At 57.6% G+C, this 15,351-nt stretch carries 11 protein-coding genes; 3 read left to right on the top strand and 8 right to left on the bottom strand.

All coding sequences use genetic code 11. The features are described from left to right. The first annotated feature begins 2 nt into the window (after positions 1 to 2). Positions 3 to 3,911, top strand: a complete 3,909-nt coding sequence (locus tag M5B97_RS00215) for a hypothetical protein (protein WP_248730347.1) — start codon at positions 3 to 5, stop codon at positions 3,909 to 3,911. A 472-nt stretch (positions 3,912 to 4,383) separates the two neighbouring features. Here the strand turns inward: M5B97_RS00215 and M5B97_RS00210 are convergent, their stop codons facing one another. The 4 genes from M5B97_RS00210 to M5B97_RS00195 form a co-directional block, all read right to left on the bottom strand. Continuing rightward, complete coding sequence (locus tag M5B97_RS00210) at positions 4,384 to 4,800, bottom strand: hypothetical protein (RefSeq protein ID WP_248730346.1); 417 nt, start codon at positions 4,798 to 4,800, stop codon at positions 4,384 to 4,386. Between the two features lie 135 nt (positions 4,801 to 4,935). Further along, the gene (locus M5B97_RS00205) at positions 4,936 to 5,604 is read right to left on the bottom strand and encodes a haloacid dehalogenase type II (protein WP_248730345.1); all 669 of its coding nucleotides are present in this window, start codon (positions 5,602 to 5,604) and stop codon (positions 4,936 to 4,938) included. A 53-nt stretch (positions 5,605 to 5,657) separates the two neighbouring features. Continuing rightward, complete coding sequence (locus M5B97_RS00200; protein WP_248730344.1) at positions 5,658 to 7,013, bottom strand: aspartate aminotransferase family protein; 1,356 nt, start codon at positions 7,011 to 7,013, stop codon at positions 5,658 to 5,660. 26 nt (positions 7,014 to 7,039) lie between these two features. After that, positions 7,040 to 8,125: a phosphotransferase gene (locus tag M5B97_RS00195; RefSeq protein ID WP_248730343.1), complete on the bottom strand. Its 1,086-nt coding sequence runs from the start codon at positions 8,123 to 8,125 to the stop codon at positions 7,040 to 7,042. Between the two features lie 547 nt (positions 8,126 to 8,672). Here M5B97_RS00195 and M5B97_RS00190 point away from each other — a divergent pair. Then, a complete protein-coding gene (locus M5B97_RS00190; RefSeq protein WP_349292525.1) occupies positions 8,673 to 9,353 on the top strand; it encodes a GntR family transcriptional regulator in 681 nt (226 codons plus the stop codon). 164 nt (positions 9,354 to 9,517) lie between these two features. Then, positions 9,518 to 11,068 carry a diguanylate cyclase gene (locus M5B97_RS00185; protein ID WP_248730341.1) on the top strand — a complete coding sequence of 517 codons (1,551 nt, stop codon included), beginning with the start codon at positions 9,518 to 9,520 and terminating at the stop codon, positions 11,066 to 11,068. 126 nt (positions 11,069 to 11,194) lie between these two features. Here M5B97_RS00185 and M5B97_RS00180 read toward each other — a convergent pair whose 3' ends face one another. The 4 genes from M5B97_RS00180 to M5B97_RS00165 all read right to left on the bottom strand — a co-directional run bounded on the left by M5B97_RS00180 (position 11,195) and on the right by M5B97_RS00165 (position 15,309). Further along, positions 11,195 to 12,805, bottom strand: coding sequence for a gamma-glutamyltransferase family protein (locus tag M5B97_RS00180; protein WP_248730340.1), 1,611 nt, complete (start codon positions 12,803 to 12,805; stop codon positions 11,195 to 11,197). A 126-nt stretch (positions 12,806 to 12,931) separates the two neighbouring features. After that, positions 12,932 to 13,711, bottom strand: coding sequence for an amino acid ABC transporter ATP-binding protein (locus tag M5B97_RS00175; protein WP_248730339.1), 780 nt, complete (start codon positions 13,709 to 13,711; stop codon positions 12,932 to 12,934). A gap of 2 nt (positions 13,712 to 13,713) precedes the next feature. Continuing rightward, a complete protein-coding gene (locus M5B97_RS00170; RefSeq protein WP_248730338.1) occupies positions 13,714 to 14,490 on the bottom strand; it encodes an amino acid ABC transporter permease in 777 nt (258 codons plus the stop codon). 12 nt (positions 14,491 to 14,502) lie between these two features. Next, the gene (locus M5B97_RS00165) at positions 14,503 to 15,309 is read right to left on the bottom strand and encodes an ABC transporter substrate-binding protein (RefSeq protein ID WP_248730337.1); all 807 of its coding nucleotides are present in this window, start codon (positions 15,307 to 15,309) and stop codon (positions 14,503 to 14,505) included. Positions 15,310 to 15,351 lie beyond the last annotated feature (42 nt).

Below are 15,351 nucleotides of genomic sequence, written 5' to 3'. Positions count from 1 at the left end.
CCATGGATATCCAAACGCTTCGCGAGAACCTCAAGATAGGACATGACGGGAAGACAACCATCGTGGCCGACACGGTGAGCACGGCGAAATTCGCCAGCTTTTACGGGAGCATTTTCGACAATCAACCACTGACAATTTCCAATGCGAGCCCTGGTCCCGACGACGGCGGCAATACGGTGCAGCGGGTCGGCACCGCCTCGCTTTTTCGCCGAGTGGATAACGCCCCGGTGACGGCCACCTTTGTGCTCGATCCGCAAAGCGGCGACGTCAGCGTCCGGCTGATGTTCACCTTGATTGGCGCGGGACAAAACTGGAAATTCTCCGACAGCTTCCCGGATTTGCCGGTCAGCTTCGACTTCAGTTCCAGCGTGACCGATCCGCAGACTTCGGCGTTGGATGACCTCGCACTGACCTCGGCGTGGTTCTATGCACTGACCGATGCCATTGCTGTTGATATCGATTTGGGCACCAGCACAGTGCCGGTGTCGTTGGACGCGGGGTTAGGCTTTGCCGGCATCGTTGAACTCAAAGGCATACTGCTGGCGTTGGAGAGTCTGCTGGACGTCCACGATAGCTTCGCGATCGGTGGCAACATTATCGAACCCACCGTGCAGGTGCCTCCGCTGCGCGACAGCGTCAACAATTTCCCATGGATAGAACACAAATCGCCACCGGGCATCAGCCTGTTCACCGATCTTGGACTGGAACTATCCATTTCCGACAAGCTTGCGCTTACCCAGACGATCTTCTCTATCTACAGCCCATTGAGCGCGCAATGGTGGACGGCCAACCCCAGCTACGAGCCATTCATGGCGATCAGTGGCGCGTTGACCATACCCAGTGCCGGTCTGACCATCGAGCTGTCATCGAAGATTCCCAAGGGCACTCGCAAGCTGGTCATCACCGGAGAATTCAGCGGTTTCAGCTTGAACAATCTGGCAGACCTGCTGGACTTGGCGGGCATCGCGACGTTGATCGACTACCTGCCCAAGTCGCTGCAAGACGCCCTGCATGACGCCGGCAAAATGCAGTTGCTGGATGCTGCGATCGCACTGACGGGGTCGGCCACCGGCCTTAGCACCGACTACGTCTACTTGACCGTTGGTATCCCGGACGCCCAGTGGAAACTGTTGGACGATGAGTTTTTGCTCGAATCCATATCCGTCGAGTTCTATGTCACCACGCCCTTTGCCACTCCAGCACCTGGCGCTTCGATAGATGCATCGTTCCTGATCGGCAAAGCCGCCCAGGTTCACGTTAGTGCCGGTTATCCGGACTTCTTTATTGCCGGCGAACTGGAAGATTCGGTGACACTGCCGCTGCAGGCGCTGGTCACGCAGTACCTGCCGGCGATCCAGCCTCCGACGGACCTGACCATCGACAAGTTGTCAGTCAACATCGATGCCCAGGCCGGCTACAACTTCTATACCGAGATGGCCAAATCCCCTGGGTGGGTGATTCCACTGGGGCCGCACAGTTTGACCATCGAGGACATTCAATTCGGCTTGTCGAAGGGGACCGGATCAAGCGGCAAGACCTCGGCTCAGTTTGCCGGCGGGCTGGTCTTCGATGAAAGCCTGACGCTGGCCATGTCCTATGACCCCACTCAGGGGCTGGCGTTGCGTGGTGCCCTCCCCCAAGTCACGTTGAACGGACTGATCGGCTGGTTATGCAACGCCGAAGACATACTGCCCAGCGGGCTCGGCGACTTGCCGTTCACCGACTCGACCCTGTTGATCACCAAGACCGAAGACCAATTCAAGCTCTCGTTCGGGACCCAGGTCGCAAACGCCGGCTCACTGGCCTTCGAGCTCTTGGACCAACAGGGTACCTGGGGCTTCGCCCTGGGCCTGGACCTGTCCCTGTGCAAACTGTCGGCGCTACCCGGACTTTCGTCTATCCAGGCATTCCTGGATATCTTTCCTATCTCCGGCGAGCAGGTGGTGATCATTTCCACGCTGAAGAAGTCCGATTTCACCTTCCCTGCGCTGGACCTGTTCCAAAATCCGCAGATCAAATCGAAGCAAATCACTATTCCAGCCTGGTCGGGCGGACTGCAAAAAGGTTTCTACTTTTACGCACAAACTCAATTGAATCAAAACAAGATCCTGCAGAATCTGGCCAAAATGCTGTCCATTTCGCAAGACACAAGCCTGGATGCCGGAGTCTTTATCGGTACCGATGCCGGCACCAACGCACGGCTCTTCGCTAATATCAGCACGGTAATCAATCAGTCGGTGATGCTGAGCGGCGCCTTGGGCGTGCAGATGCAGGCTGAAGAGGTTGAGTTCTATTTGACCGCCACCGCTCGCACCACCATCGAGTCGCAATCGGTGCGCTTTGATGTCAGCTTGGCAGTGGTGGAAAACGGAGCATTCGTATCGGGCGACATGGTGGTGGAAGGCGGTAAAAGCACCATCGACTTTTCGGTATTCAAGCTGAAGGCATTGGCATTCGAGCTTGGCATTTCCTTCGAAGGTGAACCCTCGATCGGATTTGCCGCCGAACTGGATATCGCCGACATCGACAGCTCCTTGGCGGTGTTCATCGATACCGTGCAACCTAGTCAATCCATGGTCGCCGGCGCCATCAGCAACCTGAGCCTGGCCAAGGTATTCGACGAGCTGACCGGCGCCGTTGCCTCGGACCTGCCCGGTTTTCTGCGCGATGTACTAACCCGGATAGCCGTGGGCGGATTGCACAGCTTCGACAGTGACTGGCAGGCTTACCATGATGCACTGAACCACTACGACCTGGCCAAAATCCGCGAGATGTTCGCCGCCGGCGGGATCAACCTGCCCACCGATAGCGGCCAGATCCAACTGATCGTGAACACCCCGGACCAGGAATGGTATCTGCTCGATCTTTCCATGATGTACCACTATGAAATGCAGCGTAACGGACAGCAGATCTCAGTGTCGCTCGAAGCGCAACTGTATGTTGTACCTCAGCAAGTCAGCATCGCCACATTGACGTTCCCACAGGGTTTCCACATCTTTTCCGACATCCAGTTCCTGTTGATCCGAGAACAGATCAAGGTTGAGGTCATGCCTAACAAGGGCATCGGCTTCAATGTCGAGATGGCGCCAATCGTCATCGGCAATGACAAACTGTTCAAGCTTACCGGCGCCCAGGGCTTGGGTGGCCCTAGTGTGTTGCTGTGTACCTTCTCGGACGCCAACAACCCGGAGCCGCACTATCGAGTTCCCGCGTTCCGGATCTCAGGCGAGGCTTATCTGTTGGGGATCGGCCCGCAAATCGATATCGATATCCAGACCGACCGTTGTCATTTCGAAATCAAGGACACCACTTTCGGCGGTTCGACCTTCAACCTCCAGGCCGATATCAACGGTATTGATTCAATCAACGCACAGGGTTCGGCCAGCGTCGGCATCGACCAGTCCATCGATCTGGGACCGCTCGGTACGCTAACCATAGACGACACCATTAATGCTGCCCTGGATTTTGGCTGCACAAAACAGGAAATATTTGCCAACGCCTCGTTCAGCTTCACAGTGGCCAGCAGTACTCATGACATCGCTGCCTTTGACCTGGATATCAACGTCGGTCCGCTGGGCAACCTGCCGGGCATCCTGCTGGACAAGATCAAACAGTTCTTTGTCGGATTGTTCCAGGACACGAAGAAATGGTTGGAATATGTCTACCAAGGCATCTTGAAAGGAATTGAAGGGATCGAGCAAATCGGTAGGGTCCTCAGAGACACCTTCAAACTCGCGTGGAAGCAGGCCGCCATCGTTTTGCAAGCCGTTGGCTATGTTGCCGAGGACGTGGAAAAGATGCTGATTGCAGTCTTCAACAAAACCGCCGAAGAAGCGCAAGAGATTGTCGATTTTCTCTACAACACCATCAAGAATTGCGCGATAAAGAGCGGTCTGCTGGCCGCCGCATGAGAGAGAGGTTGTGTTTCGGCCCAAGCTGATCCAGCGATAGCTACGGAGAAGGCGTTGACTGCTCGCCGGATCACCGATTAAAGGGGATTGATACAGGCTGCGGCCAAGAAACTACGAGGTGCTCAAAGGTGTTATTAACGCCCTCTTTGCTCTTGGGTTTAGCTCAGAGGACGGATTACTTATGAACACACTTTCGTGAACTTCTAGCTCGTTATAAGCACGAGGTCTTCCTATCTATCAATGGCTTGCAATTCTTATGAACGTATCACACCGGCCATAAGTTAAATCACGTGTTATGTCAGATATGTTCGTAAGGTGCCTATCCGCTGATTCGATAAATCTGCTTTTGACGTTCTATCTCCCAACGGGCCATCTCCTTCGCTACCACTGCTCGTACAGACTGCAGATGACAAAACGGCTTGTGACGAAAGCTATTTCCCTCTCGCACAAGCCGCATCAGAACGCAGCCAAATCAGAACTTGAACACCTGGTCCACAAGGTATTGCCCCCCAAGCACCACAAGGCCGCCAACCGACATGACATGCTTCCATGTGTCGTACTGCATCATTGAGATGATCCCCAGCCCGACGCCAATCAGAAACATCGTCGACAGCCAGAAAGGCCATGCTTTCGCGCAGATTTCGATAAGCGTCATGAGGTCTGCGCGCTTCAGGAACTCGTCGACTCGACGCCGGTACTCAGCGCCACGCAGAAAAGCGAGAGCAACCACGACGGCGACAATCGTGAGTGCTACCGCTGGAGAGATGACGGCTTTGGCGATGCCGGCGAACGTCATCGTAAAAGACCCGATAACGGCCAGTGTCGCCATGTACGCGGTTGCCGTCTCGTAGATTGACTTGCCTAAGGTGGGATCGATTCGCTTGTCCATGGAGTGCCTGTAGCGAGAGTGGGTGTAAGGCGATGATAAGACCCTCTGCAAGGAATGCACGCCAAAAGGCCCACTCGGAATTCAGTCACACATACCCACTGCCCTTCCTTTGCCCTATCGACCCCTTCCCCGCCCTCAGAGCCCGACCAACCCTGGCAGGCCGCCGATATCCGGGATCTGGTGGTAGCCGAAGGCGGCGTTGGCAGGCTGTTCATGCCCGCGAGCGACGAAAGCTTTGTGCTTGATCTTCATGTCGTGTGCCGACATCAGGTCGTAGCGGAAACTTGATGACACGTGCAATACGTCTTCCGGCCCGCAGCCGAGGCTGTCGAGCATGAATTCGAATGCCGCCAGGCGGGGTTTGTAGGCTTGGGCCTGTTGGGCGGTGAAGACTTTGTGGAACGGCGCACCGAGCTTGTCGACGTTGGACATGATCTGCTCGTCCATGGCATTGGAAAAGATCACCAGGGGAATCTTGTCGGCGATTTTCGCGAGACCCGCCGGCACGTCAGGGTGTGGCCCCCAGGTCGGCACGGCGTCGTAATAAGTCTGGCCTTCTTCGCGATATTCGATACCCCAGCGCTTGCAGGTGCGTGCCAGTGCAGTCTTGAGGATCTGGTCATAAGGCAGCCAGTCGCCCATCACCTGGTCCAGGCGGTAGGCGGCGTAGTCCTTGATGAATTGCTCCATTCGCTCAGCCGGCACGCGATCGGCAAACAGCTCGCGAGTCAGGGCGGCGGTCTTGAAGTTGGTCAACGTGCCATAGCAGTCGAAGGTGATGTACTTGGGGCGAAGAAAGCTCATGAGTGCGGTCCTGATGGGATATTGAGGTGATAATGCGTCGGTTCAGGTGTGCCCTACAGGGCGTCAAACGCGCTCTCCAGCGCATCAAGCAACCGCCCCGCTTCCTTTGCGGTCCATATCAATGGCGGGCGAATTTTCAGAATGCTCGCATCAGGTCCCGTGGCTGAGATGAGTACGCGTTTTTCACGCAAGTGGTTGACCACGCTCAGGGCGCTTTTCATGTCGGGAGTCTTGCGGGCCTTGTCGGTCACCAGTTCGACGGCGAAATACATACCTGTTCCGCGTACGTCGCCAATCTGCTCGTAACGTCTAGCCAAGTCATTAAGGCCTGCCATGATCAGGCCGCCCACGCGATTGGCATTGAGCATGAGCTGCTCTTCCTGGATCACATCGAGGGTGGCCTGCGCGGCGGCGATCGCCACACTGTTGCCGCCGAAGGTGTTGAAATAGCGCATGTCACGCCCAAAACTTGCGACGACTTCCGGCCGCACCATCAGCCCCGCAACCGGGTAGCCGTTACCCATGGGTTTGCCCATGGTAATGATGTCCGGCGCTACCCCATGGCGCTGATGTCCCCAGAAATGCGTGCCGCTGCGGCCAAAGCCCGACTGCACCTCATCGGCAATGAATAGGCCTCCGGCCTGGCGCACCACCTCGGCAATCGGTCCGAACACATCGACCGGATCACAGAACAGCCCGTCGGACGAAAACAGGCAGTCCGCAATGAACGCCGCCACGCCGCCGCCATGGCGCTGGATATCCTTGATCTGCGCCGCCACCTGGTCGGCCATATAGCGCCCCAGCGCCTCGCGCGGAATGCGGTAGGAGTCGGGTGCCGGCACCCGGCGAACATAGGGATCGAGCTTGGCGTTGACACCCAGCGAGGGTGAAAAGGCAGCCACGGTGGCCGAGTTACCGTGATAAGCCTCGGACGTCACGATAACGCCGGTGTTACCGGTGTGGTGACGTGCAATGCGGATGGCCAGGTCGTTCGCTTCCGAACCGCTGCAGGTGAACATCATCTGGCCGTCAGCCGCCATCTCACCGTCAGTGGTGGCGCGCAATTGTTCGGCATAATCAAGAATCCCGTCCTGCATATACCGGGTGTGGCTGCACAGGGTATTCATTTGTTCGGTGATCGCGGCCACGACGCGCGGGTGGCAATGCCCCACCGACACCACATTGTTATAGGCATCCAGATATTCGATGCCGTCCTTGTCGTACAGGTACGCCCCCTTGGCTCGAACAACGCCCACCGGCTCGTTATAGAAGAGACGATAGCCAGGAGCCAGAAGATTGGTTCGGCGCTGAATATGCTCGCGGGCGGAGGTGTCCAGATGGTCGGTATTGGCCGGGTTGAAGCCGTTGGGCATGTCACCGCGCACCGCTTCGATTTTTGAGTTGCTCATTTTGGATCCCCTCTAGCAAGGATGGGTTATTCGGCGAAGGACATCAGAAGCGAAGACATATGTGACGGTGATCGATTCAGCATCCAGTCAAGCTGTCGCCATCCTGGAGCGGCGTTCCTCAGGATATAGGCGCTGTTATGCGGGAAGAGCTGCGACCGCCAAGTCGTAATCAGCGCCCTGGTGATCAGGCGTGCCATCGCCAGGTGCGGGATAAGCGAAAGCTCGTCAGCGGTCAGGTCGGCGACACGCAAATACCCTCTCAGGAGGTCTTTCGCCGGGGCGAAAATGTCGACGTTGTTGTCATCTTCAACCGCGCCCAATTGGTTCATCATGGCCGTGGACACATCAATGGCGATGGCCGTTTTGACGGTGTCGCCGAAATCGATGACGCCGCTGACAAACTGCGGATGCTCTGCGTCTACCACGATGTTTGAGGTATTGAAGTCGTTATGCAGGACCTGCTTTCGACAGCCGGCGATCAAATGCTCGATCTCGAAAAAACGTTCAAGCGCCCTCTCCAGCAACTGGCGACGCCCAGGCTTGCCCACGCAGCTCATCAACGGTTCAAGCATTCCCAGGTTCTGAACGTCCCAGCAGACCTTGCGCGACTCCCCCGGATGAGAAAAGTCGGCGGTGGCCAGCCTCAACCGGGCGAGCAGTTCGCCAATGTGTTCGCGCCCCTGCGCTTTCACGCTTGTTTTGTCCAAGGGCGTACCGGGCAAAAAGCTCATCAGCCGCACGTGCCTGAGCTCGCCTTGAGTCGTTTCGATTTGAGCCAGGTACTCGCCGCCCAACGCTTGATGCACCCTGGGGATCGGCAAATGCGGCGCCTTGCGCCCAATGTGGCGCATGACTTCGATTTGCAGGGAAAGCTCTACCGGTGCTTCCTGGGGGTTAGCGATCTTGAGCACGTAGGATGTGCCGCTTGCGCTGTCACACCGGAAAGTATCGTCTTTTTCCGTCGCAAAACGCGTCAGATCGGCTTCGATCCCAAATTGCTCGAGCAGAATTCGAGCACCTTCCTCCAGGGATACGGGGGTGAACGAGGTCGCCAAATCGCCTTGCAATGCTGCAAGTTCTACACCGAATGGGGATTGTTGAATAAGGCTCATCGTTGCACTCCTGGCCTGGGCAAGCCACGTAGTGCTCGCTGTCGATGAGCAGATATTGTGCTACAATTTTTGTGATTGAAAGCTGTTTTTTAAAAAAGTTCGGCTTTTGCTGTGTGATATGCATATAGATATTTGATTTATAAGGTTAAAAATTAAAAACCATATTCATGCCTATATTTTCTCTGTAGAACAATTTATGAAATCTAGGTTTTTACCCCATAATGCGGGCCGAAAGGCTAAAGGCTTTTTGTAGAAGCGAGCTTGCTCGCGAAAAACTCACAGGCGCCGCGTTCATTCAGGCAACACGCGTTATCGTTGACGTTCTTCGCGAGCAAGCTCGCTCCTACAGACAGCACTTACGCTTAGCTGACTGGCATTAAGCCGAAGGGCCGGGTTGATGAGCCGCTGCTCGGTGCTCGATAGCTTCGTGATGCGCTTAAAATTATTGCGCAACGCTTATGGAATCCCGCAGCATTGCAGGTGCGCAGTGATCCGGGCACATCAAAATCGCGCGCGTTGTCGAGCCCCTACCCTGGTCGTGATTAACATGATTTTTCCCAGCGCAATCCCTGATACGAACCCAACAAAGCTCTCGGCGGTCGAGGCCTTGTCTGTAAAGCTCAAAGCCAGGATCCTGAACGGTGACTTTGAGCCAGGCGAGTTCCTGCGGGACATCAAGATGGCGGAAGAGTACGGGGTGGCACGCAATACGTTTCGCAGTGCGGCGCAATTGCTGGTGTCATTCGGCTTGTTGTTGAAGGTGCCCAATCGCGGCTTCTGCATACCCGAGTTCGGGCCGGATGACATTGTCGATATCGCTCGATTGCGTGGCGTACTGGAAACCGAGGCGGTGCGCATGATTATTCTCAATGGCGCAGTTCCCGTTGACGCGCTGAACGCCGTGGAAAAACTGCGCAATGCAGCCCCCGACGCCCCTCGTTCAGACATTGTCACCGCCGATGGTGATTTCCACCGTGCAATCATTCGCGCCAGTGGCAGCGCACGTTTGCAGCGCAGCTACGCCATGCTCGAGAGCGAGATTGAACTCCTTTTGGTGCTGCAACAGCCCTGCTATGAGGACCCCAAGCAAATCATCGCCGACCATGAGCACTTGATAGCGTGCCTGCGCAGTCGGGATTTCGAGACCGCGCGAGCCGCTTTTGTCGAGCATTGGGAAGATTTGAGCACGAAACTGCTGAGAGCCAATTTCGAGCGAAAACACGCTTGAGCGCTTTTACCTGATGCCTTGACGCAACCAGGCGCGTGGATGTTCAGCGGCGAACACAACGACCCATAGCGCACGGATGATTAAGTAATCCGAGCAGGTGCCGATAGATAAGGCATTGCCGTTTCTCATGCTCTATCGTCGACGTTCAAGGAACAACAAAGAAGATGCGTTCTCATTTGGGTGCTTTCAAGGTCTCCGATATGATCCTGTGCGCCCTGATCTGCCTCACCGGAATAGCCGTTACAGTCTTGGTGCTGACCTTCTATATAAGGACCGAGCAAGCGACAGCCAGCGTTGCATTCAAACTCGAGGTTGACGAGCGATTCAGTCGCGTACAGCGCCGGTTCAGTGTGCAAGACTTGAAACTGGACACGGTAAAGCGGTTCTTCATCAATGCCGATGACGTGACTGAAAAAGAGTTTATGGGGTTCGTCACGCCGCTGGTTGAGGAAGGCGAAACTTATGGCTGGGTCAGAAGGATTCTTCAGAAGGATCTGGATTCCTTTCGCGCCGCGGCGCTGCTTAATGGAACGTCCGACTTTTCCTATCATGAAGTCAACCCTCTCACTGGCGAGAAGCGCCCCCTCACTGAACGCGCCGAACACTGGATATTGCTCTACCTGCTGTCTCTGGATGATGTAACGATCACCCCAGGCATGGATGTCATGGCCAGCCCGAGTCGCGAGGCGCTGTTCACGAAGGCGCGCGAGAGCCATCAAATGGTCGTGTCAGACCCGCTGAAAATGTCCAACGGTCAGTCCGGCGTGTTCTTTGTTGCCCCCGTATTTCCCCCGGCCTCTACGACCCCCAATAGTGACGACGGCCTGGAGGGGTACGTTGTTTCCACCGTACGCCTGGCGTTCCTGATGGAGCAAAATATCCCATTGGCAAGCATGCTACGACTGAACGTGACGCTCTCGACAACTGACGCGCCGCCCGATGAGTATATTTATCAAAGCTCAGTTCCAGCAGCCTCTTCAACATTGTACGAACGGCGACTGCTCAACGTCGCCGACAATACCTACGTCATGCAATTTCGCCCCGGCCCGGCCTTTTCGGCCGCCAATAGCCACGTATTTTCCCGCAGCCTGATCATTGTATTCGGAGCCGTGTTGACGCTGTTGATGACCGCAATGGTGTTCTTGCTGATCACACAACGCACTCGGGCACTGTCGCTGGTTGCGCAGCGCACGCAAGAATTGCAGACCATGAATATCACCGATCACCTCACCGGTGCGTACAACCGACGTTACTTCGAAGCGTCAATGGAGCGCCTGATCGTTGAGGCAAACACTCAGGGCCGGCCGTTATCGCTGATAATGTTCGACATCGATCACTTCAAGCTCATCAACGACCGCAAGGGGCATTTGTGCGGTGATAAAGTCCTGCAGCTTTTATGCGCCCGGATCAGTGCGGCAACACGTAAAACCGACCTGCTGTGCCGAACGGGAGGAGAAGAATTTGCACTGATATGCCCGGATAGCCAATTGAACGATGCAAGGGCGTTGGCGGAAAAGCTGCGCGTGCTGATAAATGCCCTGCCGTTTGATGACGCCGGGCAAGTCACTTGCAGCTTTGGTGTTGCGACGTGGGTTGCGCAGGAGTCCTTCGATGATTTTATTCGGCGGGTGGACGGCGCTATGTACGGCGCCAAATTCGGTGGCCGCGATCGAGTACAACTCGCCACCCAGGAGGCTCTGGCTCCAAGCGTTTGAAGTACATTCTTACGCGCTTCTCCATCGCCGAGGATTTCGCGAGCGAGCCTGATCACCCGTAACGACCCACCATCCCCTGCATCCCTGACGTGCCCATCAGCGTTCAACGAACACGCCAGGTTTTACTCACCACACCGCGATATGCGAATCCGCCCTCGGCTCCGTACCTCCGCACAGCACGCCGCTGACGGGGTCGCGCAGAATGATTTGCCCGCGACCGTAGTCGGTCAGGTCGCTGGCAATCTGTACTTCATGGCCACGACGTATCAGCGCGTTGGCCAGGTCGCGGGAGGCGCCCTGCTCTATCCCGACCTTCATGCCGCCCAACCATTGCCAACGCGGTGCATCCAGTGCGGCTTGGGGATTGAGGCCGAAGTCCACCAGGTTCATCACCATCTGCACATGGCCTTGGGGCTGCATGTAGCCCCCCATCACACCGAACGGCCCGAGGGCCTGGCCGTCTTTGGTGAGAAAGCCGGGAATGATGGTATGAAAGGTCTTCTTGCCGGGTGCCAGGCAGTTGGCGTGAGCCGGATCGAGGCTGAATTCCTGCCCACGATTTTGCAGGGCGATGCCGCTGTCGGGCAGCACCACCCCGGAGCCGAAGCCGTGGTAGTTGCTCTGGATGAACGAGACCATATTGCCCTCGGCGTCCGCGGTGGCCAGGTACACCGTGCCACTGGCATGGGGGTCGCCGGGTTTGGGCAATTGCGCGTGTTCGCCGATCTGGTCGCGGCGACGGCTGCTGTAGGCATCGCTCAGCAGGTCGGCCACCGCCACGCGCATATGCAAGGGGTCGGTGATGTGGTGCAAGCCGTCGCTGTAGGCAGCCTTCATCGCCTCAAGCTGACGATGCCAGGTCTGCTGGCTGTCACGGTGATCGAAGGTGAAGCCTTCAAGGATCTTCAAGGCCATCAACGCCACCAGCCCCTGGCCGCTCGGGGGGATTTCCCAGACGTCGACCCCCCGGTAATTGATGTGGATCGGCTCCACCCACTGCGCACGGTAATCCTTGAGGTCGCCGGCACGCAGGTAACCGCCGCCGGCGCGGGAGTGAGCGTCCAGTCGTTCGGCCAGGGCGCCGCGATACAAGCTCTCGCAGCGGGTTGCGGCCAGTTCTTCCAGGGTACGAGCCTGGGCCGGGTTGCGGTAAAGCTGGCCGGCCAGCGGCGCGCGCCCGTCGATCAGGAACGTGTCGAACCAGGCGTCCATCGCGGCGTCCCGATGGCGAGTGAATTCGTTCAGGGCGAGCTGCCACTGATGGGCGACCACCGGCGAGACTGGAAAGCCGTCTCGCGCCAGGCTGATGGCAGGCTGCAGCAGTTCGGCAAAAGGCAACTTGCCGAAACGTTGCGACAGTTCCGCCCAGGCTGACGGGCAGCCAGGTACGGTGACCGGAGTCCAGCCGTACAGCGGCATCTGCTCATGGCCTGCCGCCTTGACCGCCTCAATGCTCAGGGCGGCCGGTGCCTGACCGTTGCCATTCAGGCCATGCAACTGGCCCTTGCACCACACCAACGCAAAAGCGTCGCCGCCCAGCCCGCAGCCGGTAGGTTCCACCACAGTGAGGGCCGCCGCCGTGGCGATAGCGGCGTCGATGGCATTGCCGCCCTTTTGCATGACCTCGATGCCCGCCTGGGCGGCTAAGGGTTGCGACGCCGCGACCATGCCGCGATGGGCAAAAACACTCTGGCGTTGCGATGGATAAGGGTATTCGTGAGCAGAAAATTTCAACATGGCAAAGGCTCTTGAAAGACGCTTGGATTCATTGGACGGATTGGATGCAGGTCCATTCCCTGGCTCATCACGCGCCGGATCGTTTCCAGCCGGTCGGTGCGCACGCCAGGGTTTTCCTCACAATGCTCATAACACGCGACTGAGAAAGGCTCGGGTACGAGGATGGTTGGGGCGGCTGAAAATCTGTTCCGGGGGGCCCTGCTCGATGAGTTCGCCCTGGTCGAGCACCACCACCCGATCGGCCACTTCACGGGCAAAGCCCATTTCATGGGTGACTATCACCATGGTCATGCCCTCCTCGGCCAGCTCTTTCATCACCTGCAGCACTTCGCCGACGGTTTCCGGGTCCAGGGCGCTGGTGGGTTCGTCGAACAGCATGGCTTGGGGTTTCATGGCAAGGGCGCGGGCAATCGCAACCCGTTGCTGCTGGCCGCCGGAAAGCATCGACGGGTAATGGCCGGCCTTGTCCGCCAGGCCGACCCTCGCCAGCAGACCACGTGCCTGCTCCAGCGCCTCGGCACGCGGTGTGCCGAGCACTTGGATCGGCGCCTCGATGATGTTTTCCAGGGCGGTCATATGGGGGAACAGATTGAAGCGCTGGAACACCATGCCGATATCGCGGCGCAGCCGGGCGATGTTGCGCTCCGAATCGCGCACCAGGCTGCCGTCACTGCGCTCGCGATAGCCCATGGGGCGGCCGTTGACGCGGATGCGCCCGCCCTGGATGTCTTCCAGCAGGTTGATGCAGCGGATAAAGGTGGTCTTGCCCGAGCCCGACGCGCCAATCAGCACCACCACTTCGCCGCGCCGCACTTGCAGGGTAATGCCCTTGAGAATCTGCAGCTCGCCGAACGACTTGTGAACGTCCAGCGCTTCGATGATCAGTTCTTCACTTTGGTGCGCCATGCTTAACGTCCCCTCAGCAATTTCAAGGTGCTACGCCCGAACATCCGGCTGGATGCCGGCGGCGGCGCGCTGGGCCGGTCGGATTGGCCGAAACGCGCCTCCAGCCAACGCTGGAAAAACCCCCACAGGGTGGTGAGCATCAGGAAATAGATCGCCACCACCAGGTACAGCTCGAAGACACGGAAAGTCGCTGAAGTGACCATCTGCGTACTGAGCAGCAACTCCTGTACGCCGATGACACTGACCAACGTGGTGTTCTTGAGCATCACGTTGAATTCATTGCCCAGCGGCGGCACGATCACCCGGAACGCCTGAGGCAGCACGATGCGCCGCATCAGTTTGGCAAAGCCCATGCCCAGGGAGCGCCCGGCCTCGTACTGGCCCTTGTCCACCGCGCCGATACCGGCCCGGATGATCTCGGCCATATACGCGCCTTCGTTCAGGCCCAGGGCTATGATTGCGGCCTGAATATTTCCCGGGATCACCAGGCCGAACAGGTCGATATCCTCGAAACGGAAAATCCCTCCCGCCGCCATTGCCGTGTACAGAAACACGATCTGCACCAGCAGCGGCGTGCCGCGCATCAGCCACACATACAAACGCACCGGCAGATGCAGCAACGGGTTCTTCGACAGCCGCAGCAACGCCGCCCCCAACCCCAGCAAACAGCCCAGCAGCATCGCCGACACCGCGATCAGGCAGGTCAGCCAGAGCCCGGTCAGGTACACGCCGCTGGGCTGCAGCAGGTACTGCCAGAACACACTCCAATTGAAATTCATCGCAGGTATGCCTCAGTCGAGTGTGTCGCTGCTGACATGCCATTTGTCCAGCAACTGCACGTAGCTACCGTCGCTGCGCATGTCGCTGATCACCTGTTGCACGGCGGCCGTCAGTTGCGGGTCATCCTTGCGTATGCCCAGGCCGGTGAGAATCCGGCTGAACGCCGGCACGCCCTCCTGGAACAGGTCCGGGGCCATTGCCGCGTAATAACCGGCGGTTTCCACGGTGGTGCCGTAGGCGTCGACCTGGTTGATGCGCAGGGCCTGGAAAGCATCGGTATCGGTGTTGTAGACCACCAGTTTCATCGGCGGCTTGCCGGCTTTGGTCAGGCTGTCGTTCTGGGTATCCAGCAGGGTCTTGATGGTGGAGCCATTGAGCACAGCGACTTTGTGCCCCGACAGGTCATCCAGGGTCTTGATGCCCTTGGGGTTGCCTTTTGGCACCACCACCGACTGGCTGGAATACATGTAGTTGACGATGTCGATCACCTGGCGCCGTTCGGGCTTGTCGAACAGTTGGTCGACGATCATGTCGCATTGCTGCGCAAGCAGTGCCGGCACCAGCCCCGAGAACGGAATCACCTTCCACTGCACCTGCTTGTTGCCCAGGCGCTTGGCGATTTCCAGGCCCAGATCGATGGTCAGCCCCCGCGGTTTCTGGGTTTCATCGAAAGACACCAGGGGCGGCGAGTCCATCCCCGAACAGTAAGTGAGCTTGTCGACTTTGAGCAGACGTTCCGGCACCTGGGGCGCGGCAAACACCCATTGGCTGAAAAGACTGAGGGAGAAAGCCACCAGCAAGACACGGCGTTTATGCATGACCAGACACTCCAGTTCGTTGAATAACGGGGCAGGACACAA

Source organism: Pseudomonas sp. MWU13-2517 (assembly GCF_023242545.1).
Lineage (GTDB): Bacteria > Pseudomonadota > Gammaproteobacteria > Pseudomonadales > Pseudomonadaceae > Aquipseudomonas.
The sequence above is the reverse complement of the archived record's forward strand: the minus strand, read 5'-3'. Positions and strand labels throughout refer to the sequence as shown.

Excerpts from the sequence above, each read along its gene's own strand:
- M5B97_RS00215 (WP_248730347.1), top strand. The coding sequence starts at position 3 with ATGGATATCCAAACGCTTCGCGAGAACCTCAAGATAGGACATGACGGG.
- M5B97_RS00210 (WP_248730346.1), bottom strand. The coding sequence starts at position 4,800 with ATGGACAAGCGAATCGATCCCACCTTAGGCAAGTCAATCTACGAGACG.
- M5B97_RS00205 (WP_248730345.1), bottom strand. The coding sequence starts at position 5,604 with ATGAGCTTTCTTCGCCCCAAGTACATCACCTTCGACTGCTATGGCACG.
- M5B97_RS00200 (WP_248730344.1), bottom strand. The coding sequence starts at position 7,013 with ATGAGCAACTCAAAAATCGAAGCGGTGCGCGGTGACATGCCCAACGGC.
- M5B97_RS00195 (WP_248730343.1), bottom strand. The coding sequence starts at position 8,125 with ATGAGCCTTATTCAACAATCCCCATTCGGTGTAGAACTTGCAGCATTG.
- M5B97_RS00190 (WP_349292525.1), top strand. The coding sequence starts at position 8,673 with ATGATTTTTCCCAGCGCAATCCCTGATACGAACCCAACAAAGCTCTCG.
- M5B97_RS00185 (WP_248730341.1), top strand. The coding sequence starts at position 9,518 with ATGCGTTCTCATTTGGGTGCTTTCAAGGTCTCCGATATGATCCTGTGC.
- M5B97_RS00180 (WP_248730340.1), bottom strand. The coding sequence starts at position 12,805 with ATGTTGAAATTTTCTGCTCACGAATACCCTTATCCATCGCAACGCCAG.
- M5B97_RS00175 (WP_248730339.1), bottom strand. The coding sequence starts at position 13,711 with ATGGCGCACCAAAGTGAAGAACTGATCATCGAAGCGCTGGACGTTCAC.
- M5B97_RS00170 (WP_248730338.1), bottom strand. The coding sequence starts at position 14,490 with ATGAATTTCAATTGGAGTGTGTTCTGGCAGTACCTGCTGCAGCCCAGC.
- M5B97_RS00165 (WP_248730337.1), bottom strand. The coding sequence starts at position 15,309 with ATGCATAAACGCCGTGTCTTGCTGGTGGCTTTCTCCCTCAGTCTTTTC.